This is a genomic window from Arthrobacter glacialis, from assembly GCF_002909415.1.
In the GTDB taxonomy this organism is placed as follows: Bacteria; Actinomycetota; Actinomycetes; order Actinomycetales; family Micrococcaceae; genus Specibacter; species Specibacter glacialis.
The window spans coordinates 265,526-287,819 of the sequence record NZ_PPXB01000005.1 but is presented as its reverse complement, the minus strand read 5'-3'; the positions used below and the strand labels follow the sequence as shown (position 1 = coordinate 287,819).

Below are 22,294 nucleotides of genomic sequence, written 5' to 3'. Positions count from 1 at the left end.
ATCACAATGAGCAACAGCACCACGCAGGCACCGAACATTCCGGCACCGCAGCCTCCTATTCCTGGCGGCCCCAAACTGTGGCTTCTGCGCCACGGCGAAACGCAGTGGTCCCGCAGCGGGCAGTACACGGGCCTGACGGATATTCCGTTGACCAGCGAGGGCGAAGCGCAGGCCCGCTCCGCGCAGGCGGCACTGTCCGGCGTCGACTTTGACCTGGTGCTTTCCTCACCGCTGCAACGTGCCCACCGCACGGCGGCCCTGGTGGGCTTCCCCGACGCCGTGGTGGAGCCGAACGCCGTCGAATGGGACTACGGCGACTACGAGGGCATTGACAGTGCAGTGGTGCGGGCGCAGAACCCCGGGTACTTGATTTGGGATGATGGCGTGCCCAACGGCGAGCTGCTCTCCCATGTGGCGGAGCGCGCCGATGCGATTGTTGCGCGTGTGCGTGCGGTTCAGCGGCCCGACGGAGCCCCGGCGAACGTGTTGCTTGTGGCTCACGGCCACTTCCTGCGCATCGTGACTGCGCGTTGGCTGGGACTGCCCGCGGGGCAGGGCCGCCACTTTGTTTTGGGCACCGCCAAAGTGTGCACGCTGGGTTGGGATAAGAAGACTCCGGCCGTTGAACAGTGGGGCCTGTAGCGCCGTCGTGACGCAATCCGGTTGAAAGGGCAACACCGAGTAGGCTCGTAATCATGGCGGATTCACAGGCTCCGGGGACAAAGCCCCGGCATCACATAGTTGTGCCCTCACGCAGCGACTCCTTGCTGCGCACCATGACGGAGCCGGTTGGCGGACCGTTGGGCAGGCGGACGGCGCCGGGGAGCACCAACCCCGGTTTCTTCACCGTGGAACGGGTCTTAGTGTTGATGACAGCCGTTTCCGCGATCATCGCCGTGATGACCAAATCCCATTGCCGGACCGCCGGGTGGACCACGCCAGACCAGCAGTCAACGGTGTGCTGGTCTGCTTTTCCAAATTCATTTGTCGACGACAAATTGGGCACCATGGTTCCGTTTTTTTCGCAGGGATCACCGTTCGACCATCCTGTGTTGGCGGGCTGGATTGCCGGGATTACTGCATGGTTGACCCGTAGCTCGGGCGACGGGGCGCTGCGCCAGCTGGCGTTTTTTGATCTGAACGCGGCATTGATCGCCGTCGCGTGGATGGTCACAGTGGTTCTTGTGGCCCGCACAGCCGGGCGCAGGGTCTGGGATGCTGCCCTTGTGGCTGCCAGCCCGGTTCTCATCCTCACCGCCTATGTCAGTTGGGACTTCTGGGCCGCAGCCTTAGTGGCGTTGGCGATCTATCTCTTTGCCCGCAGGCAAACACTCTGGGCTGGAGCGGTGTTCGGCGTTGCCGCCTTGGCCGCCCCCTACGTGATCTTCATTGTGCTCGCCCTGCTGCTACTGGGCATCAGAACCGGCCACACCACCAAAATGCTGGAGATGGTTGCTGCTGCGGCCATTGCCTGGCTGCTGGTGCTGGCCCCCATCATGGCGGTGAACCCGCCGGCCTTCCCGGATTATTTGAAGAACTTGCTGGCCAGTGAACCCTCGGAGTCGTCGATTTACGGCGGCATGAACCTGCTGGCCAAGCGCATGGGATGGCCGGGGCTGGATGTTGGGGCCACCAACACACTGGCCACCATCCTCCTGGTGGTGCTGGTGTTTGGGCTGATTGCCCTGGCCCTCTACACCCCACGCAAACCCCGCATGGCCCAATTGATGTTTGTGGCGGCCGCGGGATTCATGGTGGTCAACAAGTCCACCGAACCGTGGCATGCGGTTTGGCTGGTGCCGCTGCTGGCCTTGGCGTTGCCGCGATGGCGCCCGGTGCTCGTTTGGCAAGCCGCCATCATCACCCATTTCATTGCCCTGATGCTGTTCCGCAGCAAGGTATTGGGCAATCTCAGCGACCAGCATGCCATTGACGCACCATATTTCCTGATGGCCGCACTGGCAGCTGGCGTTGCCACATGCGCGCTCATTGGCCTGTGCATTCGCGACATGTTCGTCCCCGGTTTCGACGTGGTGCGCCGTGGCGCTGGCGGTGACCCGCAAGGCGGTGTCCTGTTGGATCCACCCGCAGCTGCCACAAGGGCCCTCGTTACTGGTGCGCGGACCGACGTGTCCGATGCAGCAGAGACGGGTAGTCCCGAAAAGGACGCTGCAGAGACGGGCGGGGAGAAGTCTTTGCAATGACAGATGTAGCCGTGGTGGGGGCCGGACCCAATGGTCTTGCTGCCGCCGTAACGCTTGCCCGGGCCGGGCTCTCGGTGCGCCTCTTCGAAGCCGCCGAGTCCATCGGAGGTGGCACAAGAACGGCCGAACTGACGTTACCCGGATTCCGGCACGACGTATGCGCGGCCGTTCACCCGATGGCGTTGGCCTCACCGTTTTTCAAGGCCTTTGAGCTGAGCCGGCGGATCGAGCTGCTGGTGCCGGAAGTCTCTTACGGGCACCCTCTGGACGGTGGCCGGGCAGGGATCGCCTACCGCGATCTGGAGCGGACAGTTGAGGGTCTTGGTGCCGACGGTCGTGCCTGGCAGGCCCTGATGAAACCCCTGCTGCGGCGCCTGGACGGCGTTGTTGATTTCACCCAGGGGAGCCTGTTGCGCCTACCCAAAGACCCATTGGCAGTTCTTGAGTACGGGTTGCGGACGCTGGCGCAGGGAACCCCCGCATGGAATATGGGGTTCAAGGAAGATGTTGCACCGGCCATGCTGACGGGTGTCGCCGCGCACGCCATTGGCCGCCTGCCTTCCTTGTCCGCCTCGGGTGCGGGAATGCTGCTGGGGGTGCTGGCCCATGCATCGGGTTGGCCTGTTCCCCGTGGTGGCTCGCAGGCCATTGCGCAGGCCATGGCGGATGACCTGCTGACCCACGGCGGCCAGATTGAGGTAAGCCACCGTGTTGTCAGTGTGGCCGGTCTGAAAAATGCCACGGGAGCAAGGGCCGTCATCTGCGATGTCACGCCCCGGGCACTGGCCACCATGGCAAGCGATGCATTACCGACCAGATATATACGCCAGTTGGAATCATTTAAATACGGGGCAGGAGTGTGCAAAGTTGATTTTGCGCTTTCCGGACCAGTGCCGTGGACAGCGCCGGAACTACGCAACGCACCTACCCTCCATCTCGGCGGCACCCGCAGGGCCATTGCCTTTGCTGAAAATGAGGTATTGGCGGGGCGGCATCCGGAAAATCCCTATGTTCTCGCCGTTCAGGCGGGGGTCATTGACGACAGCCGGGCACCTGCCGGACAGCATACGTTCTGGGCCTATACGCACGTCCCGGCAGGGTCCACGCGGGACTGCACGGAGGACATTATCCGTTCCGTGGAAAAATACGCCCCAGGGTTCAAAGACCTTATCCTGGCCAGCACCACCCTAACGGCGCAGGATGTGGGCAACTACAACGCCAATTACATTGGCGGGGACATTAGCTCCGGAGCGGTGACCATGGCGCAGTTGCTCAAACGTCCCGTGATCTCACCTGATCCCTGGCGGACGCCTGCGGAAGGGCTCTATTTGGGTTCGGCCTCCACGCCGCCGGGACCGGCCGTTCATGGCATGGCCGGCTGGCTTGCGGCCAAGTCTGCCCTGAAGAATACCTTTGGCCTGCCCGCCCCCGACTTGGGCCTGTAACTTAAACAACTGACCCGCAGTAATCGCCGAAAAAACAGGGAAATTCGTGTTTTTTCGGCGATTACTGCGGGTCAGTTTGGCGTAGCCCCGTATTTGGGGAGGGCGCGGGGACTAGCCGCGTCGTTCCAGCGTGCCCAGGGTTGCGCCGTTGGCATCGGTGACCGTCAGAACGTCGCCGGAGATGGTGCCCCCTGCTGCCTTGGACAGCCAGGTGTCCATGCCTTCGCACGCCATCTGGGTGCCACCGATCTGCGGGAAGGTGAGTTCTCCGTCGAGCATGAGCCACTGGCCTGAAAGGCGGTTGCAGCCATCGCTGCCCGTCAGGAAACCAGCCTTGTTGGCATCCTGCTCCTGGCCCAGAGCAAGCTCCAAATACGGCAACTTGTCAGTCTTGTAGCCCTCTCCCCACGTGCCAACGGGGCCCGTTGCGGCGCCGCAGGAGGAGATGGTCAAAGCAAGGAGAAGGCTGCCGGTGAGGGCTGCAAGGCGTTTCATGATGAAGGTGGCTCCGATCGCGCTGGTCTAACAGAAGAGTTTCCTTCATGGTATTGCATTGCCGGGAATTAGTGGCTGTGCGCCGTGGCCCCTAGCGGGCGGAGGCAGTCTCCATTGCCGGGACAGGAGCCGTAAGAGCGCCATCGAGCATGGTGGCAACGGCATCAGTCAGGGGAACGAACTCTGTGTCATGGGTGACCATGACGGTTGCCACGTTGAACTGGTCGCAGACCTCACGCAACAGCCCCACAATGGAGGCACTGCGTTCATGGTCCAAGGCCGCCGTGGGCTCATCCACCAACAAAACCTTTGGCTGTGCCATGAGGGCACGAGCAATGTTGACCCGCTGCCTCTGGCCGCCCGAGAGCTGATGCGGGCGCTTCTTGGCACAGTCGGCAAGGCCCACCATCTCCAGCAGCTCATTGGCTCGAACAGCTGCCGCGCGCAACGACTTCCCGCGCAGGTGGTCTGTGATGATCAGTTGCTCGGCTGCCGTGAGCGAGGCCAAGAGATTGGGCTGCTGGAAGATGATGCCTACTTTGTCCCGGCGCAAGGCGGCCAGTTCCTTCTCACGCAAGGCCGTAGCATCAACACCGTCAATCATGACCAGACCCGATGTGGGCTTGATCAAGGTGGCGGCCACGGCCAACAAGCTTGACTTTCCGGAGCCCGAGGGGCCCACCAAGGAAATGAATTGGCCAGGATGGACCGCGAGATTCACGGTGTCCAAGGCCGTCATGAGCCCCTCACCATCGGGGTATTGCAGCGTCACGTTGATCAGATTCAGTGCAGTCATGGGGGATTCCTTAGCAAGTAAGAGAGAAAGAAAGGAGAGGGCGGGCGGAATTGGTTGGGCCCACGCCTGCGAGGGGCCCCATTTGTGGGTCGCTTGCGACCCACAAATGGGGAGCAGGTGGAAACTAGTTCCCGCCGAGGGCGATCATGGCGTCAACCCGGGTGACCTTGCGGACGGCCAATGCCGCGCCAGCCAGGCCCAGCGCCACAATGCCAAGAACCGGGAGCAACGTCGTTGCTGGGGTTAGCAGGAACGGCGCTGCCTGTCCGGCAAGGATGCCGCCCACCACCCCAATGAGACCGCCCAGGCCCGCACCGGCGAGCAGCACCAACGTCGCCTGGGTCAGGGCATCGCGGAGAAGGTAGCTCCCTGAGGCTCCCATGGCCTTCAATACGGCAATGTCGCGGGTGCGCTGAACTGTCCACACTGTCAGGAATGCCACGATGACAAGGGCTGAAATTCCGTACAGGAACGCCTGCATCATCATCAGCGAGCCGTTCTCGCTCTTGTACCCGCCCAGGCCGGCAAACGATCCGCTGCGCGTGGTGCTGATGGTGCCGGCTGCTGCGTTGGCGGCGTCGATGTCCACCGTGGCGCCCTTCTCAAAGGTCACGGCCAGCACTGTTGCCAACTGGTCCGGGTCGCTGAGGTGTGCCACCTTCTTCCACGTGGGCAGTGTGGTCCATACAACCGAGCTGTGTGAATACCACTGGTCGGGCACGATCCCCGTCACCAACAGCTCCGTGCCGGCAATGGTCACGGGGTCGCCGGTTGAGAGGGAGAGTTCCTTGGCCACGCTTTCGCCAATGACCACTGTTGAGTCGCTGATGGCCGCCGGCGCGATCCCGGCTCCGGCGCCATTCCCGCCCGATGCCGGTTCGCCAACACCAAACACGGCTACGTTGGCAATGCCTTTGCTGTCGCCGGCGCCCTGAAATCGGCTTTGGCTGATACCCAGGGGCACTACTGAGCCCACGCCGGCCTCCGCCGCCCACATGTTTAGCTGGTCTGCCGTGACCTGGCTTTCGGTGAAGGAAATCTTGGGATCGTTCTCGGCAGGGGCACCAAACACCAGCTGGCCGACGGCGTTGCCGGTTTCCTCGCCAAGTTGGGCCACGGCGGAGGTGGACTGGTTGCCCAGACCCGCGGTGAGGCCGGAGAGTAGAACTAGCAGCAGACTGATCAACGCCACCACGGCGCCCATGAGGGCAAACCGGCCTTTGGCAAAACGGATATCTCTGATGGCGAGGAACATGTGCGACTTCTTTCATATGCCCATTCGATGCGGGCTCTTGTGAAGGAGATTTGGCTGGTACTTCCACTGTCCTGCGAATGGGGGGCACTTCCATCGCGGTCTTGGTTGATCTCGCAACTGCCAGGAGGATGAACTCGGACTCAACCATTTGGTTGACCTGCTGGCGGGTCCCAGCGCCTAAGCTGGTGACATGTCTGCCGTGGAAGCCCCGCCCGTGACAAGTGGAACCATTCTTCGATTCCTGCGCGTCACCTTGCATGTTGGCTTTGCCGTGCTGTTGGGCGTTGGCGTGGTTCGCCTGCTCGCCATGGAATCCGGGCACCACTTGAGGTATTTGTTCCTGACCTTGGCCCTGTTGTTGGCAGTGGTTTACCTGCTGGGCACCGTGGCCGAGAAGAGATTCTCAGTTGGCGCCATAGCCCGCAACCCTCGGCGTTTTGCCGTCCTGTGGCTGGCGGCGATCACTGCGCTCTGGGCCGTGCTCATGATTGGTTCGGTGGAATTCTCCTGGCTGGCCTTCCCTTTGTTCTTCCTTCACCTGCACCTATTGCCCCGCTGGGCTGGACTCTGCGCAGTGGTGGCCATGACGGCCGGGGTCATCGTGGCCCAATGGATTTCCACGGGATCCAGCACACCGCCCCTGCCAGTGATTCTGGGGCCGGTTTTCGGTGCAACATTTGCCGTGGCGACATCCAAGGCGTACAGGCTTCTGTACCAGGAGGGCGAAAATCAGCGCCAGGCCGCCGAGGAATTGCGCCGCACCCGTGCCGAGCTGTCCGCCACCCAGCACGAGGCCGGCGTATTGGCCGAACGGGCCAGGCTGGCACGGGAAATCCACGACACCCTGGCTCAGGGATTTTCTTCCATTATTTTGGTCTCCCGCGCGGCGTTGCGCAGTTTGGAAACGGGCGACCAGGAATCCACCAAGGAAAGTTTGTCCATGGTGGAAGCCACCGCGGCTGAAAATCTGGCGGAGGCCAGGAACTTCGTGCGCGGACTGTCCTCGCCCGCCTTGGCCGAAACTTCCTTGGCGGAGAGTTTGTCCCGGCTGTGCGCAAAAACCCAGCAGGAGGCAGCCGTGCGCGGCGGATCGTTGCGGTGCAGCTTCCGCCTCGACGGCGAACCCATCGACCTGCCGCAACCTTTCAAGGTGACCCTTCTGCGCGCCGCCCAGGCGAGCCTGGCCAATGTCTGGCTACACGCCCACGCCAAGTCCGCCGTCGTCAGTCTGGCCTTTCTGGGCAGCGAAGTGACCCTTGACGTGTACGACGACGGCCGTGGCTTTGAGCCCCAAAGGCTTGCGGACACTGTGGCGGCCCGGGCGGACGGGAGCGGCTTTGGCTTGAGGTCCCTGCGTGAACGGGTGGAGGCGCAACACGGAACCCTGACGGTCGAGTCGGCTCCGGGTGAAGGAACTGTGGTGGCCATCCGGCTGCCCTTGGAAGGCAGCGGCACGCAGGGAGAGAGCGCATGAGCGAGATCCGCATTTTATTGGTGGATGACCACCCTGTGGTACGTGCCGGACTGCGCGCCATGCTCACCGAATTCGAGGGCTTCACAGTCGTAGCGGAAGCGCCAGAGGGAGCTGCCGCCGTGAAGGAAGTGGAACGCCTGCACACCTTGGGTGAACCCGTGGATGTGGTGCTCATGGACTTGCAAATGGGCGTTGGCATGGACGGGGTCAGCGCCACCAGGGCGATCAAGGCGTTGCCGGATGCGCCGCCTGTCCTGATTTTGACCACTTACGATACAGACTCCGACATTCTGGCTGCCGTAGAGGCCGGGGCAAGCGGGTACATGCTCAAGGATGCCCCGCCCGAACAGATTCGAGGAGCCGTGCAGTCCGCGGCCGCAGGGCAAACGGCCTTGGCCCCTGAAGTTGCTGCCCGGCTCATGGGTAGAATCCGCAACCCTGCCCCTGTCCTATCCGCCAGGGAAGTGGAACTGGTGGAGTTGCTGGCCACGGGCATGAGCAACAAGGCCATTGCCAAAGCCCTCTTTATCTCCGAGGCAACTGTGAAAACGCACCTGGTGCACATCTACGACAAATTGGGTGTGGACAATCGCACGGCTGCCATCGCTGTCGCCGTGACGCGGCGGATCATTCGCAGCGCCGGATCTTAGGTGGTGTAACGCGAAACACATTTTCGTCTTAAAAGTCCCCCGTGAGCTTCATAAGTGCAGCAAGGACGAAGATGATCTACAGTGTGATATGCATAACATTTGTGCGGGTAGTTAGAAATAACGTTCGCCGATGAAATCTGTGTTTTTTGTAAAAACGCTGTTTGCTTCTGAGGATGCGGCGTATGCTCATCACTATCTTGTGCAAGGAAGCGGGGGACCACCGAGTGAAGTTTTCACCAGGCAAATCACGGCCCTATCAGTTGAGCATGGCAGTTGCCTGCACGCTCTTGGCCTCGGGTGGATTTGTGGGGGCTGGTTATGTTGGTACGTCCACGGCAGACACCGCTGCCGCGTTGAGTGCCCAAAACCTGATCAGAACGGCTGAAACCTTCCAGGAGGCCACGCCCCTTGGATTTGATTCCTTTGCAGCCCAAGGACTTGGAGTGAAAATCTCCTTCGCTGACACCTTGATTCTGGCCAAGAAGCCCGCTGCCAAACAAATTTTTGACCTGACGGACCCCAATGGAAATACGCCGCAGCTGGGGCGTTCCGTCAGCGCCATGCGCGGGGATATTCCGGAGGTCTCCGCGGAGCTGATCTCAAAGGTTCGCAAGGACATTCTTGCTGCCGCATACCAAGGCCTGGGCCACAGTTACGTTTGGGGCGGCACCAGCTTTGAAAATGGCTGGGACTGTTCCGGTTTTGTGCAATGGGCCTATCGCCAGGCTGGCGTGGGTCTGCCGCGCACGGAGCAGTGGCTGCCCATGGTGGAAACCAACAATCCTCAACCCGGCGACATTGTGGTTCAGAATCCCGACGGCCCCAACCACTGGTCGCATATTGGGATTTACATTGGTGGCGGCAAGATGATCAGTGCCCTGAACCCCTCGGTGGGAACCATTTTGCACACACCAGCATCCACGAGCAGCTCCTCCACGTACTTCACCATGCCCGCGTTTGCCGCCGCTGATGAAAAAGCCAGAGCCGAGGCCGCCAAGGACAAGTCCACCTCAGCGCCTGGGGCAAGCACGAGTCCATCCGCCAAGCCCGCCCCTGACACCACGCCCCCGGGCACCACTGATCCGGGCACCACTGCTCCAACCACGCCGCCCGTGACAACGGACCCGGGCACCACGCCTCCGGTAACCACCCCGCCTGCGACGACGGACCCGGCAACCACTCCGCCGGCAACGACGGACCCGGCAACCACTCCGCCGGCAACGACGGACCCGGCAACCACTCCGCCGGCAACGGTTGACCCCACGCCGGAAGTAACGAGTCCACAGACGGCAACGGCACCGGTGGCAAATCCGCCTGCGTCGACAGCTCCCACCACTTCCGAACCGGTGACAGAGGGTCCTTCGCCCACTGCGACGGAGCGAATGAGCGCCTTGGCTACAGAGCCACAGTCAATTGAAAGTGCTTTCCCCGCCCCCTAGCCGTCAGAGCTCTATGAACTTTCCTGCGGCGTTTGCCACCAACTTTTAAGCGGTGGCAGGCGCCGCATGTTTTTGGCGAGCCGGGAAAGACGTGCCTGGTCATGCGGACAATCCGTGTAACAAATTGTTGATATCGGTCACATGACCAAAAGAACTTGACCTGGATCACATATCTGGGTGATTGTTAATGAGTGTTTGGATAAGCAATTAGTCACAAACCATCGCGACAGTCCGAAAGAGAGTTCACATGACATTGCTTCATGAGTCGAGTCCGGCGAAAACGCCGGTCAAATCACCCGGTCGGAGGAGAATGAGCCGGCGGGCCACGGTCGTGGCGCTTGTCGGGCTGCTTGCCGTGGGAACTCTGCCGGCGTTGGCGCTGTCCCAGGCTGCCGTGGCTGCCCCCGGAACCCCCATTGCGGCGTCGAACATCAAGCCCGAAGTTCAGGTGGAAAGCAACGGCACCACACTCGGTACCATCAGCACCTTCACCAAAACAGGCAACGTGGTCACTCTGACCCCTGCCAGCGGTGCCATTCGCGTCACCTTCCTTGACGACGGCAACTTCCGTTTGGAAGCCAGCCCCACAGGAACGTTTAGCGACCCGGCCAACACACCGGCGGCTCCGGCAGACCCCCAGCGCTCGGCCAATATTGTTGTAGGCCAGGGCGACTTCACAGCCGGTACTGTCACCGCGACCGAGGCAGGTGGCGTCATCACCATGGCCACTCCCAAGGTCAAGCTCGAGGTCAGCAAGTCCACGGGCGCCTTCACGCTCAAGCGGGCCGACGGCAGCATTGTGTGGCAGGAATCCTCCGCACTGAGCTTCGGTACAAACACCACAACGCAGCACCTCAAGCCGATCACCGGCGAACAGTTCCTCGGTGGCGGCATGCAAAACGGCCGTGTAGTCCACACCGGCTCCACCATCAACATCTCCAACAACTACGACTGGGATGATGAAGGTCACCCCAACGCGGTCCCGTACTACATGACAAGTGCCGGCTATGGTGTCCTGCGAAACACCTTTGCCCCCGGTTCGTACACGTTTACGGAGAATGAAACCACCACGCACAAGGAAAAGCGGTTTGACGCTTACTACTTTGTGGGCGACTACAAGCAGAATCTTGACGGCTACACCAAGCTGACAGGACGGCCCAACCTTCCCCCCGTTTACGGCTTGGAATACGGTGATGCGGACTGCTACAACCGTGCCCTCCGCGGGGAAGCCCCGCCGGCCGATCCCAATGCCACGAAAAAGCAGAACACCTTCGACTCCGTGGCAACGGCCAAAGAGTTCAAGGCCAATGACATGCCCGCCGGCTGGATGATTGTCAACGACGGCTACGGCTGCGAGTACACCCAAGATGCTGCCGACTTTGACAAGAACGCCCCCTACGACCCGAACAGCACCGACAAGGGCTTGGGTAACACCGTCAAGGCCATCAAGGCCGAGGCGGATCTGAAAACCGGTTTATGGACCCAGCGAACGCTGACCAACCAGGAAAAGGAAGTCGGCACCGACGGCATTGCGATGCGCAAGCTTGACGTTGCCTGGGTCGGCGAAGGTTACCGCATGGCCCTGACGGGCTGTGAGTCCGCCAAGAGCGGCATTGAAACGTACTCATCCGGCCGCGCCAACACCTTGATGGTGGAGGCCTGGGCAGGTGCCCAGCGTTGTGGCGTGCCGTGGACAGGTGACCACTCGGGCAACCTGGACGCAGTCCGGTGGGCTGTTCCGGCCATGGCCGGTGCCACGAACTCCGGACAGGCCTTCACCTCCTCCGATGTTGACGGCATCTTCGGCGGCAGCACCGAGAGCTACGTTCGCGATTTGCAGTGGAAGGCTTTTGCCCCGGAGCTTTACTCCATGAGCGGCTGGTCCAGCGTGGACAAGCGCCCCTGGCTCTACGGCGAAACCGCCACCGAGATCAACCGCAAATACCTGCAGATGCGCCAGGAACTCATGCCCTTCATCTACTCCCTGGCTGTTGATTCCAACACCAACGGCGTGGGCATGATGCGCAGCATGCCGCTGGAATTCCCCAACGATCCGCTGTCCTACACCAAGGAAGCTGAAACCCAGTTCCTGCTGGGCAGCGACTACCTGGTTGCCCCCGTTTCCACCAACACCCCTGTCCGCAACGGCATTGTGCTCCCCACCGGAACCCAGTGGGTAGACTACTGGTCCGGCACCGTCTACACGGGTGGCCAGGTCCTCAACGGCTACAGCGCCCCGCTGGAGAAGCTGCCCATCTTTGTGCGCGCTGGTGCCATTGTGCCCAAGGGACCCATTGCCCGCAACGCCTCGCTGGTTCCGGAAAATTCTGCCCTCACGGTAGACGTATTCCCGGCCGGGGCTTCCTCCTTCACCTTGAACGAGGATGACAAGGTTTCGCGAGAATTCAAGAACGGCAAGTCCAGCAAGCAGGCGTTCAGCGTCACCGCTCCGGCCAAGAATGGTGGCGACGTTGTTGTCACCATTGGCAAGCGCGACGGCGACTACGCCGGCAAGGCTGCTGCCCGCCCCTACAACCTGGCTGTTCACAGCGGTTCCCAGCCCCAGGCTGTCACCATTGGCGCAACCACGCTGACCAAGGTGGCAGACGCTGCTGCATTCAAGACGGCCGTCACCGGCTGGTACTACGATGCTGCCGACGCCGGTGGCACGGTCCACGTCAAGGCCGGCGACATTGCTTCCACGGCAACCGCCACTGTCACGCTGAAGGCAACCTCCGCCGTCGGCGGCACCGATTCCGATGCACTGGCGGCCCAGGTGGCTGTGAACCTGGAAACTAAAGTATTCCAGGGCCAGAAGACATCAGCTTCGGCAACCTTCACCAACAACGGCAGCAATGCAAAGACAAACGTTGTCATCACCCCCGTCACTCCGGCCGGCTGGACCGTGAGCAATGCCCAGGGTGCCACAGTTGCCTCCGTGGCGCCGGGTGCCACGGTGCAGGCAACCTTTGACCTAGTTCCGGGCACCACATCGGCCGCTGGACTGCAGAGCGTTGGTGCCAAGGCAAGCTACAAGGACTCCAAGAATGTGGCCCAGGAAGTCACCGGATCCAACCAGATGTATGTTGCCTACGGTTCACTGGCCGGGGCATTCAACAACATCTCCGTCACGAGCGCCAATGGTTCATTCGTGGACAAGTTGGGCAACTTTGACGGCGGCGGAGCCTCCTTCAATGCTGAGCAGCTGAAGAATGCAACGCTCCCTGCTGGCGGAGTGACCCCCGGTTCCACCGTTACCGTGGACGCTGGCCTGGCCACCGAGGTCAACTACACCTGGCCTGCCGCGGGTGCCGATAAGGACAACGCCGTTGCGCTGAATGGGCAGACAGTTGCCTTGACTGGCAAGGGTACCGAGCTGGCAATTCTTGGATCGGCTGCCGCTGGTTCAGGTGTCAGCCCCGAGCTGACCATCACCTACAAGGACGGCACTGTGCAAAAGCAGAGCCCGTACTTCCCGAACTGGCTCCCGCAGGGTGACACCCGTGGGGCCAAGGTGGCCATCAAGGCCATGGGTCGCAATAGCAAGGCACAGGCCAGCAACCCGGAGTACGTCACCACCGGCTACCAAATCTACTCAGCCACCGTGCGTCTGCTTCCCAACAAGGAACTGGCCTCCGTGCAGTTGCCCGTTGCCGAGAACGTCAAGTTCTTCGACTGGAAGGTAGTGGACTTCCCGCTGCCCACAGCACCGAACAAAGACAGCTTCATTTCTGACCTGACAGCCATGAGTTCCACCAACGGCTACGGCATCATCGGCAAGGACGTTGTCAACAAAGATGCTGCGAACTCACCGGATGTCCCGTTGACAATTGTTGACCGGACAGACACCGCGAACCCGAAGACCACAACGTACACGAAGGGCCTGGGTGTCCACGCGGCGTCCAAGCTCAGCTACTACGTGGGCGAACAGTGCAGCCTCTTCACCGGTGAGGTTGGCCTCGAAGGCGACTTTGGCGGAACCATCATCTTCACGGTGATTGGCGACGGCAAGGTTCTCTACCAGAGCCGCACCATCGTCAAGGGCTTCGCCCCGGAAAAACTGAACATCGACCTGACCGGCGTTTCCTATCTGGAACTCAAGGTTGACCCGATTCCCGGCGGCTCCATCAACGGCGCCCACGGTGTGTGGGGCGATGCAAAGTTCGCCTGTGCAGAGCCCGCACCTGCTGACACGGTTGCTCCGGCAACCACTGCCACGGTTTCCCCGGCCACCCCGGCTGCCACGGGTTGGTACACCACCGCCCCGAAGGTCACCTTGGCTGCAACTGACAACGTTGGCGTTGCCAAGACCGAATACCAGATCGGTACCGGCCCCTGGACTGCCTACACCGCAGCAGTGACCCTCCCAGAGGGTGTCAACGGCTTCAAGTACCGCTCCAGCGATGCCGCAGGCAACGTTGAAACCGTCAAGGCCACAGCTGATTTCAAGGTGGACACCCAGGTGCCTGTTGTGGCAGCCGCGGTGGACGCCAAGGAACGCACCGTCACCGTGACGGCCAGCGATTCCGGATCCGGCGTTGCCGCAGTGGAATACTCCACAGACGGCGGCACCACCTGGAAGGCATACACGGGCGCAATCAAGGCCGGGGACGACGGCGTATCCGTTGGCTACCGCGTCACCGACAAGGCAGGCTTGCGGGCCTCCTCAACGGTTGATGCCGTTGTGGTACCCGTGGAGACGCCGGAGCCGGCGGCCCCCACCATGTCGGCACCGGCCAAGGCAGCTGCTGGTTCCTCCATCACTGTCACCGCCAAGAACTTGGCTGCCGGTGAATCCTACGAACTGTGGATTCACTCAGATCCGGTCAAGCTGGCAACAGTGAAGGCTGGCGCTGACGGCTCAGCGTCGGTAACGGCAACCATTCCGGGCGCACTTGCCGCCGGAGCCCACGAGCTGACACTGGAGCAGGGCGGCACAATTCTGGCCCGCACCGCCCTGGTGGTTACGGCTGCAACGGTTGAACCCCCGGTTACCCCGGAACCGACCGTTCCTGCAACCACGGCTCCGGCAACCAACAATGGCAGCAACACTGCCGGCGATGCTGACGACCTGGCCAACACCGGCGCGAAGGTCCTGCTTCCGGCAGGCCTGGCATTGTTGCTGGTGCTGGGAGGTGCCGGCGCGCTGGCAATCACCCGCCGCCGTCGTACATAGGCAGCGGTACATAAGTAAAGAGCAGTAACTGATGGGCCCGTCCGCAGTGCGCGGACGGGCCCATCAGTTTTCAGTCTTGTGGAGTTGCTGACCCTAATTGCGTTGCAGGAAGCTCAGGACGGCGAGCACGCGGCGGTGGTCGTCAGTGCTTTGGTGCAGGCCCAGCTTGGCGAAGATGGCGCTGATGTGCTTTTCCACGGCGCCGGCGCTGACCACCAGGGACTTGGCGATCCCGGCATTCGTGAGCCCCTGGGCCATCAGCTCCAATACCTGTGACTCACGGGGGCTCAGGGTGTTGATCGGATCGCTCGCGCCGCGATTGGTCAGCAAGGCACTGATGACCTCGGGATCAATGACAGTTGCCCCGGCCGCCACACGTTCAATGGCGTCAGTGAAGTCCGCAAAACGGGCCACCCGGTCCTTGAGTAGATAGCCCAGACCTGCACCGTTTGAGGCGCCTGCCAGCAACTCACTGGCGTAACTCAACTCCACATACTGTGAAAGCACCAAGACAGCAACGGAGGGGAACCGCCGTCGGACATCAATGGCCGCCCTGAGCCCTTCGTCCCGGTGCAAGGGAGGCATTCGCACATCCGTGATCAGCAGGTCCGGAACATGCTCGGCAACGGCCAGCAGCAGCGCCTCGCCGTCGCCCACGGCTGCGCACACCTGCGCGCCAGTCTCTTCGAGCAGGCGGACAAGGCCCTCGCGGAGCAATACAGAATCTTCAGCCAAAACAACACGCATAACCTCAGGGTAGCCGCTGGCTGCGTGGTTGCCGGCCTGGCTCATGGGTGCGGGATTCAAGCGTCCAGGACTCAAATGCCCAGCGGGATGCTGGCCCGCAGAGTTGTGGGGCCGCCCGCTGGACTGACGATTTCCAAGGAACCATCCACGCCAGCCAATCTGTCGACCAAACCGGCCAGTCCGTGCCCCTTGCCTACATGGGCGCCACCATTTCCGTCGTCCCTGACCTCGATCAGCAACTCTGCCGGTTCCGCGTTGACTGTTATGGCGGCCTTGCTGGCCCCGGAATGTTTGGAGACGTTGGCCAGTGCCTCGGAAATCACAAAGTAGGCAGCATTCTCCGCACTTTCGGCCAAGCGGGTGCCATGCTCAAGGTTACTTGTAAGCGCTACCGGCACAACTGACTTGCCGGCTAGCGACTCCATGGCTGTTCGCAGGCCCCTGTCGGCGAGCAATGGCGGGGCAATGCCACGGGACAATGACCGTAGTTCGGCCAAAGCTTCCCGGCTTTGCTCCAATGCCCCGTCCATCAGGTCCCGGGCAGCAGCCGGGTCGGAGGCCATGCGCCGCTGGGCGGCTTCAATATCCATCTGCAAGCGAATGAGGCGCTGTTGGGGGCCGTCGTGCAGGTCCCGCTCAATCTTGCGCAAAGTGGTGGCTCCCCCCGAGACGACTTGGGCGCGGCTGGCGGCCAGCTCCTCGCTGCGGGCGCGCAATGCGGCGTTCTCGTTCGTGAGCAATCCACGGGTCATGGCGGCATCGGTGCCCGCCAGGAAATGGGTGACAAATGGCAGGGTCAAGAGAAAGAGAACACCGTAGGCCAGGCCCAACCAACCCTCGGCGGCCGCAGGGCTCAGGCCGATCAATTCCGCTAGCGGAATATTGTCTGCCGGCAGGAACCGTCCCCAAAACCATTGTGTCAAACCGCCAAGCGCCGCGGCCAGCCAAGTGACAGCAACGCTGAAGGAGGCGGTGCGAAAAGTGAACGACACTACTGTTCCGTGGATCAGGTCCTTCCACAGCTGCGGATCCGCCAGGTTGCTGAACATGCCGCCAATGGTATTTTTATGCCGCGCCTTGTAGTGCACGGGTGGGACTCTGCCAGCCCAGCGCTGCACCATCGCCCGGTTAATGTTGGCGAACCAGCGGGAAACGCCAAGGCAGCACAGCAGGATGGGCAGACCAAGCCAGATGATGAGCGTGGAGACACCCACGGAAAACAAGGTCACCAAGACAATGAAGGACACTAGCGAAACGAAGAAGCCTGGCAGGATGTAGACCACGTCAGCACCGATCTGGCGCCAGGTGGCGGGGCGTAGGATCAACCACGAATTGCGGGGCTTGGAAGTAGCTGAGGTGTTCATAGTTCCATCCTTGCCGCGGCGCCGTCGTGAAACCATCATGCCACCCGGTCAATGCAGGGTAGGGAAAACCCCACCCCGGCGCCCCGCACCAGTGCCTGCCGAACGGGCAGTAGTTGTTGATGTTTCCGCTCAACATCAACAACTACTGCCCGTTCGCGAGGCGGGGACTGCCCGTTCGAGGGGAAGCGAGGGTCCCGCCGTCGGCCGTTCGGCGTGGAGCACCGGGGATGGGAGAATTGCTGAGTGGGACATATAGACGTTGCAAACATTGACTACTTTCTCTCCGACGGCCGACAGCTGCTGAACGGGGTGAATTTCCGCGTCGCCGATGGCACCAAGACCGCCCTGATTGGCCCCAACGGCACAGGCAAGACCACCCTGCTGCGCATCATCTGCCAGGACATTAAGCCCGATGAGGGGGCAGTGTCCCGCTCGGGAACCATGGGCGTCATGCGCCAGTTTGTTGGCCAGGTGCGCGATGACAGCTCCGTGCGAGACCTGTTGCTCTCCGTGGCTTCGGCCAACATTGCCGCCGCCGGCAAGGCCGTCGATGACGCCGAACTGGCCATGATGGAGCGCGACGACGAGCCAAGCCAGATGGCGTACGCCCAGGCGATCGCCGACTGGGGTGATATTGGCGGCTACGAAATGGAAACCACTTGGGACGAAGTCACCATGGCCGCCATGGGTGTGGATTTTTACACGGCCCAGTACCGCAAAGCGTCCTCCCTCAGCGGTGGCGAGCAGAAGCGCCTGGTGTTGGAAGCGTTGTTCTCCGGACCCGACGAGGTCCTGCTGCTGGATGAGCCCGATAACTACCTCGATGTTCCCGGCAAGCGCTGGCTGGAAGCCAAAATGGCTGCGTCAGAGAAGTCGGTGCTGTTCGTCAGCCACGACAGGGAACTCTTGGCCAACGCTGCAGACAGGATTGTCACGCTGGAGCCGGGCATCAATGGTGCCTCAAGCTGGACCCACGGTGGCGGTTTCGAGTCCTATGTGAAGGCCCGCGAAGACCGCAATGCCCGCTTTGAGGAGCTGCGCAAGCGCTGGGACGAGGAGCACATCAAGCTCAAGGAACTCGTCATCATGTACAAGACCAAGGCCGCGTTCCGCTCTGACATGGCCAACAGGTACCAGGCCGCGCAGAGCCGCCTGGCGCAGTTCCTGGAAAAGGGCCCGCCGGAGGCGCTGCCCATTGAGCAGAACGTGAAGATGCGACTCAAGGGCGGGCGTACGGCCAAGCGCGCCATTGTGGCCACCAAACTTGAACTCACGGGGCTGATGAAGCCGTTCACCACCGAGATTTGGTTTGGTGACAGGGTGGGCGTTCTGGGTTCCAACGGTTCAGGAAAATCCCACTTCCTGCGGCTTCTGGCGGCGGGCGGTTCGGATCCGGACAAGGAACACGAGCCAGTGTCCGACGTCGATATTGCCCATGTGCCGCACGAGGGCAAGGTGAAGTTGGGTGCCCGCATCCGGCCCGGCTTCTTTGCCCAGACCCATGCGCGCCCGGACCTGCTGGGCAGGTCCTTGCTGGACATTTTGCACCGAGGGGACGAGCACCGCTCCGGGCTGGGTCGCGAGGCCGCCGCTGGCGCTCTGGACCGCTACGGACTGGCGTCCAGCTCTGAGCAGAAGTATGACTCCCTGTCCGGTGGCCAGCAGGCGCGGTTCCAGATTCTGCTGCTGGAGCTCTCCGGCGCCACCCTGCTGCTGCTTGACGAGCCCACCGACAACCTTGACCTGCACTCGGCCGAAGCGTTGGAGAAGGCCATCGACTCCTTTGAGGGAACAGTGCTGGCCGTGACCCACGACCGTTGGTTTGCCCGTTCATTTGACCGGTTCCTGGTGTTTGGTTCAGACGGCAAGGTGTACGAATCCGAAGAGCCCGTGTGGGATGAAAAGCGGGTTGAGCGCGCCCGCTAGGAATCTCTCCAACTGACCTCTCCACCTGAAACGTAAATAGGGCGGGTTGGGCAGTTTGGATAGGGGCGACCGCAGTATCCGAGTTGCCCACAGCTCTTGAGTGTCTGCTGGTGGCGAGCTGTGTGGTGTTGGCAGCTTATGCGCCCGCCTGGGAGTTGGGGCCGCGCATAAGCCGGGGCCGCTTTGGGCATGCGCGCTACTGATACCGGGCATGGCGCCAGTGTCAAAGCTGCGCCGCACTGGCTCCTGGCGCGACGCATAGCCAAAGCAGGCGTGCCCAGATTGAGGTCTATGCGCCACACACGTTTCCACGGCTGCGCATAAGCCACGGCAGAATTTACAGTTGCCACTGGCGCGGCGAAGCCGCACACCAGCTGACTCAACTGACCCGCAGAAAACGCCGAAAATCAGGGTTTCCCCCTGTTTTTCGGCGTTTTCTGCGGGTCAGTTGTTTGGGGGAGGGTTAGAACTGGCTGAACGTCTTTTTGGCCAGACCAAAGGAGATGGTCATGCCGATTCCGCTGGTGACGGAGACCGCCGTGACGTTGGGTGCAACGTCCTTGATCAAAAAACTTTGCTGCGGGCTCGAGGCGTAGATTCCCTGCCAGCGTTGCAGCACGGTGTAGCTGCCCATGCCAAGTAGCTTGCTGGTGGCGTTCAGCAGGGTGTCCTGGGTTTGTTCAATCAGGAATGGGTCTTGGGTGGTCGCCGTGTGGTGGCTGTCGCCAATCAGCAGCGTGCCGTCGGGGCGCTGGGTCAGCATGAGATTGGCGTCAATGGCCAGGAGTTCGGCGCTGTTGGCGGCCAGTTCCTTCTTCAGTTCTGCGGCTGCGCCCGTTTCAGCGAACGCCGGGTAGCGCAGCATGGAGGTGCCCGTCAGGACTGCGCGCTTGATCGTCAGCGGTGCGGCTGGGCGGACCAACGCCATCTGCAGGGAACAGCGGTTCACCTCAAAAGGTTCGGCAACGTCCGGGTGCACGTAGTCAAGATCGTGGCCAACGCAGACGATGACCCGCGACGCCGTGAGTGTGCCGCGGGAGGTGCGCACGGTCACGTCGGTGCGGTGGGAAGTTTCGGCGTCGGGCGTGGCACTCGAAACAGGCTCTCGTGAATCGGTGCCGAAGTACGAGGTGCGCCACGAGAAGGTGACTTTGGGCTGCTTTGCCAACCAAGCGGCCAGCTTGGCAACCGCCTCACGGGGATCCACCCGGATGTCATCACGGATCAGGGCTCCGGCCAGAATTGCCGGATCCCCGCTGCCGGAGAGCTCCTGGCGGACCTGCGCGGCATTGATCAGCTGCATCTGGTCGGAGCCGCGCGTGGCGGCCAGCTCCTCCAGGACGGCAACTTCCGCTCTGCTGCGGGCCACGACCAGGCCGCCGGATTCCACGGAGAAGAAACCGGCCAGCTCGCTATGGCGCAACCAGCCTTCGCGGGCCACCGTGGCCAGCTCGAGCAGTTCACCGGACTGGGCGCCCACGCAGCAATGCCCAAAGTTGCGGATGGAGGCGCCCACGGCCCGCGTGTCCCGGTCAATGATGTGTACGCTCAGGCCGCGGGCAACTGCCTCGGCAGCGTGTGCCAGCCCGGTGATGCCGGCCCCCACAATCAAGACATCCGTGGGCTGAAGGTGAATTTTGGATTGGTTCATGAGAACGACTGTGCCTTGCAGTTGACCCCCAAATCAAATGAAAATGGCACTTGTATGGACAAGTTCTTTGACGGTTCATTTTGGTGGCCAAATGTTTACCATTTGTTCAACGAGAGAGCCGAAATTTAGCGTTTTTTGGCCATTTTCCACTTGTACACTCAAGGAATGAAAATGGCCATGCACCAACAACTTCGGGATGAATTCAGGCACAGGATTGACTCCGGGAGTTGGCCCGAGGGCCAGCCTGTGCCGTCCGAGGCCGTGCTGTGCCAAGAGTTTGGTGCATCCCGCGGGCCCGTTCGCCAGGCGTTGGCCGCCCTTCGCCAAGACGGGGCCATTTCAGGTGGCCGGGGCAAGCCTCCCGTGGTTCGCCCGGCAGTGATTTCCCAGTCGGTGGAGACGTTCCTGTCCTTCACCCAATGGGCCGAATCCATGGGCAGGGTGCCCGGGCAGCAGACTCAGGAAATTACGCGCAGGCCTGCCGGGCCTGTTATTGCCGACCAGCTGGGATTGCAGGCAAGTGAGCCGGTGGTGAGCCTGCTGCGGCTTCGCCTGCTTGACGGCGAACCCGCCATGGTGGAGCGCTCACACTTTGTGCCCTCAGCTGGGCGGGCCCTCTTCGACTTTGACACCGACTCCGGTTCAACATTCAGCTACCTTTTGGGTGCCGGTGTGGACCTGCACAGTGCAAGGCACACCATTGATGCCGTGGCCGCTGACACCGTCGACGCCGAACTGTTGGGGATTGCCAAGGGTGCACCCCTGCTGCGGGAGCGGCGCGTGACATTCTCCAGCACCGGCGACCGCCTGGAATACGCCGATGACAGGTACCGGCCCGAACTTGCCAACTTCATGATCAACAACACCCTGCACGGCCGGACCCCCGTGGCCCGCGTCCAAAGCACCACCACTTATTAAGGAATGAACACCATGATTGAACTTGCCGTCTTTGACATGGCCGGAACCACCGTGGATGACCACGGCATTGTCTACGTTGCGCTGCAGGACGCCGTGGAAGAGACCGGGGCTCCCGTGGCCACAGCAGATTTGCAGGAATGGATGGGGGCCGACAAGGTCAGTGCCATCACCGCGTTGATGGCGCTGGGCGGGCAGGAAGCAACTCAACAGCGGGTGGCCGCGGCGTTTGTCCGGTTCCGTGAAATCCTGGTCGAACGGTACACCGCAACACCTCCTGTGGCCCTGCCGGGCGTTGCCGCAGCCATTGCCACGCTGCGTGAGCGAGGCATTAAAGTTGCCCTGACCACAGGATTTGACGACGACGTTGCCTACCCCCTGCTGGAATCGCTGGGCTGGGCAGTGGGTGCCGATGCCGGTTCCACCGTTGATGCCGTTGTCACCACCTCCGACGTCTCCGCCGGACGCCCGGCCCCCTACATGATTCACCGCGCCATGGAAAAGACCGGCGTGATCAATGTGCGCAAGGTGCTGGCAGCCGGAGACACTGTGGTTGATGTGCAGGCCGGACGCAACGCTGGCGGTATCTCGGTGGGCGTCCTGACGGGCAAATTGAGCCGGGATGACCTGGCCGCCCACTCTCACGACTACATCCTCACCGGAGTGGTGGAGGTGCCTGAATTGGCTGAGACTCAGCGCCCAGCCTGAGCCGCCGGCGGGAGGGCGACACTAGAGTGGTTCCATAGACTTATGCCGA

General features: G+C 61.8%; 17 protein-coding genes. 10 read left to right on the top strand and 7 right to left on the bottom strand.

Features of this window, described 5'->3' with window-relative positions; genetic code table 11:
- The first annotated feature begins 6 nt into the window (after positions 1-6).
- Positions 7-642, top strand: coding sequence for a histidine phosphatase family protein (locus CVS28_RS08270; protein ID WP_103465143.1), 636 nt, complete (start codon positions 7-9; stop codon positions 640-642).
- Between the two features lie 91 nt (positions 643-733).
- Here the strand turns inward: CVS28_RS08270 and CVS28_RS19650 are convergent, their stop codons facing one another.
- On the bottom strand, positions 734-1,009 hold the full coding sequence (locus tag CVS28_RS19650; RefSeq protein ID WP_103465144.1) for a hypothetical protein: 276 nt from the start codon (positions 1,007-1,009) through the stop codon (positions 734-736).
- On the opposite strand from CVS28_RS19650, the gene CVS28_RS08260 reads away from it, so the two are divergent.
- Complete coding sequence (locus tag CVS28_RS08260) at positions 1,008-2,204, top strand: glycosyltransferase 87 family protein (RefSeq protein ID WP_103481208.1); 1,197 nt, start codon at positions 1,008-1,010, stop codon at positions 2,202-2,204. The genes CVS28_RS19650 and CVS28_RS08260 overlap by 2 nt on opposite strands.
- Positions 2,201-3,649: a phytoene desaturase family protein gene (locus tag CVS28_RS08255; protein ID WP_103481207.1), complete on the top strand. Its 1,449-nt coding sequence runs from the start codon at positions 2,201-2,203 to the stop codon at positions 3,647-3,649. Before CVS28_RS08260 ends, CVS28_RS08255 begins: the two co-directional genes overlap by 4 nt.
- Positions 3,650-3,760: 111 nt before the next feature.
- Here CVS28_RS08255 and CVS28_RS08250 read toward each other — a convergent pair whose 3' ends face one another.
- From CVS28_RS08250 to CVS28_RS08240, 3 genes are all read right to left on the bottom strand, one after another.
- A complete protein-coding gene (locus CVS28_RS08250; protein ID WP_103465147.1) occupies positions 3,761-4,144 on the bottom strand; it encodes an META domain-containing protein in 384 nt (127 codons plus the stop codon).
- A 91-nt stretch (positions 4,145-4,235) separates the two neighbouring features.
- The gene (locus tag CVS28_RS08245; RefSeq protein WP_103465148.1) at positions 4,236-4,940 is read right to left on the bottom strand and encodes an ABC transporter ATP-binding protein; all 705 of its coding nucleotides are present in this window, start codon (positions 4,938-4,940) and stop codon (positions 4,236-4,238) included.
- A gap of 124 nt (positions 4,941-5,064) precedes the next feature.
- Positions 5,065-6,195, bottom strand: a complete 1,131-nt coding sequence (locus CVS28_RS08240) for an ABC transporter permease (protein ID WP_103481206.1) — start codon at positions 6,193-6,195, stop codon at positions 5,065-5,067.
- Positions 6,196-6,385: 190 nt separating this feature from the next.
- Between CVS28_RS08240 and CVS28_RS08235 the strand changes: the two genes are divergently transcribed.
- The 4 genes from CVS28_RS08235 (at position 6,386) to CVS28_RS08220 (ending at position 14,934) form a co-directional block, all read left to right on the top strand.
- Positions 6,386-7,669: a sensor histidine kinase gene (locus CVS28_RS08235; protein ID WP_103465150.1), complete on the top strand. Its 1,284-nt coding sequence runs from the start codon at positions 6,386-6,388 to the stop codon at positions 7,667-7,669.
- Positions 7,666-8,319 carry a response regulator gene (locus CVS28_RS08230; protein WP_103465151.1) on the top strand — a complete coding sequence of 218 codons (654 nt, stop codon included), beginning with the start codon at positions 7,666-7,668 and terminating at the stop codon, positions 8,317-8,319. Before CVS28_RS08235 ends, CVS28_RS08230 begins: the two co-directional genes overlap by 4 nt.
- A 224-nt stretch (positions 8,320-8,543) precedes the next feature.
- Positions 8,544-9,758 carry a C40 family peptidase gene (locus CVS28_RS19910; RefSeq protein ID WP_243399776.1) on the top strand — a complete coding sequence of 405 codons (1,215 nt, stop codon included), beginning with the start codon at positions 8,544-8,546 and terminating at the stop codon, positions 9,756-9,758.
- 310 nt (positions 9,759-10,068) lie between these two features.
- On the top strand, positions 10,069-14,934 hold the full coding sequence (locus CVS28_RS08220) for an NPCBM/NEW2 domain-containing protein (RefSeq protein WP_243399774.1): 4,866 nt from the start codon (positions 10,069-10,071) through the stop codon (positions 14,932-14,934).
- Between the two features lie 93 nt (positions 14,935-15,027).
- On the opposite strand, the gene CVS28_RS08215 is transcribed toward CVS28_RS08220, so the two are convergent.
- Positions 15,028-15,726 carry a LuxR C-terminal-related transcriptional regulator gene (locus tag CVS28_RS08215; protein WP_243399773.1) on the bottom strand — a complete coding sequence of 233 codons (699 nt, stop codon included), beginning with the start codon at positions 15,724-15,726 and terminating at the stop codon, positions 15,028-15,030.
- A 26-nt stretch (positions 15,727-15,752) separates the two neighbouring features.
- Complete coding sequence (locus CVS28_RS08210) at positions 15,753-17,045, bottom strand: sensor histidine kinase (protein WP_165788104.1); 1,293 nt, start codon at positions 17,043-17,045, stop codon at positions 15,753-15,755.
- Between the two features lie 243 nt (positions 17,046-17,288).
- Here CVS28_RS08210 and CVS28_RS08205 point away from each other — a divergent pair, with 243 nt between their 5' ends.
- Complete coding sequence (locus CVS28_RS08205; RefSeq protein WP_103481204.1) at positions 17,289-18,971, top strand: ABC-F family ATP-binding cassette domain-containing protein; 1,683 nt, start codon at positions 17,289-17,291, stop codon at positions 18,969-18,971.
- Positions 18,972-19,434: 463 nt separating this feature from the next.
- Here CVS28_RS08205 and CVS28_RS08200 read toward each other — a convergent pair whose 3' ends face one another.
- Positions 19,435-20,622, bottom strand: a complete 1,188-nt coding sequence (locus tag CVS28_RS08200) for a TIGR03364 family FAD-dependent oxidoreductase (protein ID WP_103481203.1) — start codon at positions 20,620-20,622, stop codon at positions 19,435-19,437.
- Positions 20,623-20,793: 171 nt separating this feature from the next.
- Here CVS28_RS08200 and CVS28_RS08195 point away from each other — a divergent pair, with 171 nt between their 5' ends.
- Both CVS28_RS08195 and CVS28_RS08190 read left to right on the top strand, forming a co-directional pair.
- Complete coding sequence (locus CVS28_RS08195; protein ID WP_243399772.1) at positions 20,794-21,540, top strand: GntR family transcriptional regulator; 747 nt, start codon at positions 20,794-20,796, stop codon at positions 21,538-21,540.
- Positions 21,541-21,552: 12 nt separating this feature from the next.
- A complete protein-coding gene (locus CVS28_RS08190; RefSeq protein ID WP_103481202.1) occupies positions 21,553-22,245 on the top strand; it encodes a phosphonatase-like hydrolase in 693 nt (230 codons plus the stop codon).
- Positions 22,246-22,294 lie beyond the last annotated feature (49 nt).

Excerpts from the sequence above, each read along its gene's own strand:
- CVS28_RS08270 (WP_103465143.1), top strand. The coding sequence starts at position 7 with ATGAGCAACAGCACCACGCAGGCACCGAACATTCCGGCACCGCAGCCT.
- CVS28_RS08260 (WP_103481208.1), top strand. The coding sequence starts at position 1,008 with ATGGTTCCGTTTTTTTCGCAGGGATCACCGTTCGACCATCCTGTGTTG.
- CVS28_RS19650 (WP_103465144.1), bottom strand. The coding sequence starts at position 1,009 with ATGGTGCCCAATTTGTCGTCGACAAATGAATTTGGAAAAGCAGACCAG.
- CVS28_RS08255 (WP_103481207.1), top strand. The coding sequence starts at position 2,201 with ATGACAGATGTAGCCGTGGTGGGGGCCGGACCCAATGGTCTTGCTGCC.
- CVS28_RS08250 (WP_103465147.1), bottom strand. The coding sequence starts at position 4,144 with ATGAAACGCCTTGCAGCCCTCACCGGCAGCCTTCTCCTTGCTTTGACC.
- CVS28_RS08245 (WP_103465148.1), bottom strand. The coding sequence starts at position 4,940 with ATGACTGCACTGAATCTGATCAACGTGACGCTGCAATACCCCGATGGT.
- CVS28_RS08240 (WP_103481206.1), bottom strand. The coding sequence starts at position 6,195 with ATGTTCCTCGCCATCAGAGATATCCGTTTTGCCAAAGGCCGGTTTGCC.
- CVS28_RS08235 (WP_103465150.1), top strand. The coding sequence starts at position 6,386 with ATGTCTGCCGTGGAAGCCCCGCCCGTGACAAGTGGAACCATTCTTCGA.
- CVS28_RS08230 (WP_103465151.1), top strand. The coding sequence starts at position 7,666 with ATGAGCGAGATCCGCATTTTATTGGTGGATGACCACCCTGTGGTACGT.
- CVS28_RS08220 (WP_243399774.1), top strand. The coding sequence starts at position 10,069 with ATGAGCCGGCGGGCCACGGTCGTGGCGCTTGTCGGGCTGCTTGCCGTG.
- CVS28_RS08215 (WP_243399773.1), bottom strand. The coding sequence starts at position 15,726 with ATGAGCCAGGCCGGCAACCACGCAGCCAGCGGCTACCCTGAGGTTATG.
- CVS28_RS08210 (WP_165788104.1), bottom strand. The coding sequence starts at position 17,045 with ATGAACACCTCAGCTACTTCCAAGCCCCGCAATTCGTGGTTGATCCTA.
- CVS28_RS08200 (WP_103481203.1), bottom strand. The coding sequence starts at position 20,622 with ATGAACCAATCCAAAATTCACCTTCAGCCCACGGATGTCTTGATTGTG.
- CVS28_RS08195 (WP_243399772.1), top strand. The coding sequence starts at position 20,794 with ATGGCCATGCACCAACAACTTCGGGATGAATTCAGGCACAGGATTGAC.
- CVS28_RS08190 (WP_103481202.1), top strand. The coding sequence starts at position 21,553 with ATGATTGAACTTGCCGTCTTTGACATGGCCGGAACCACCGTGGATGAC.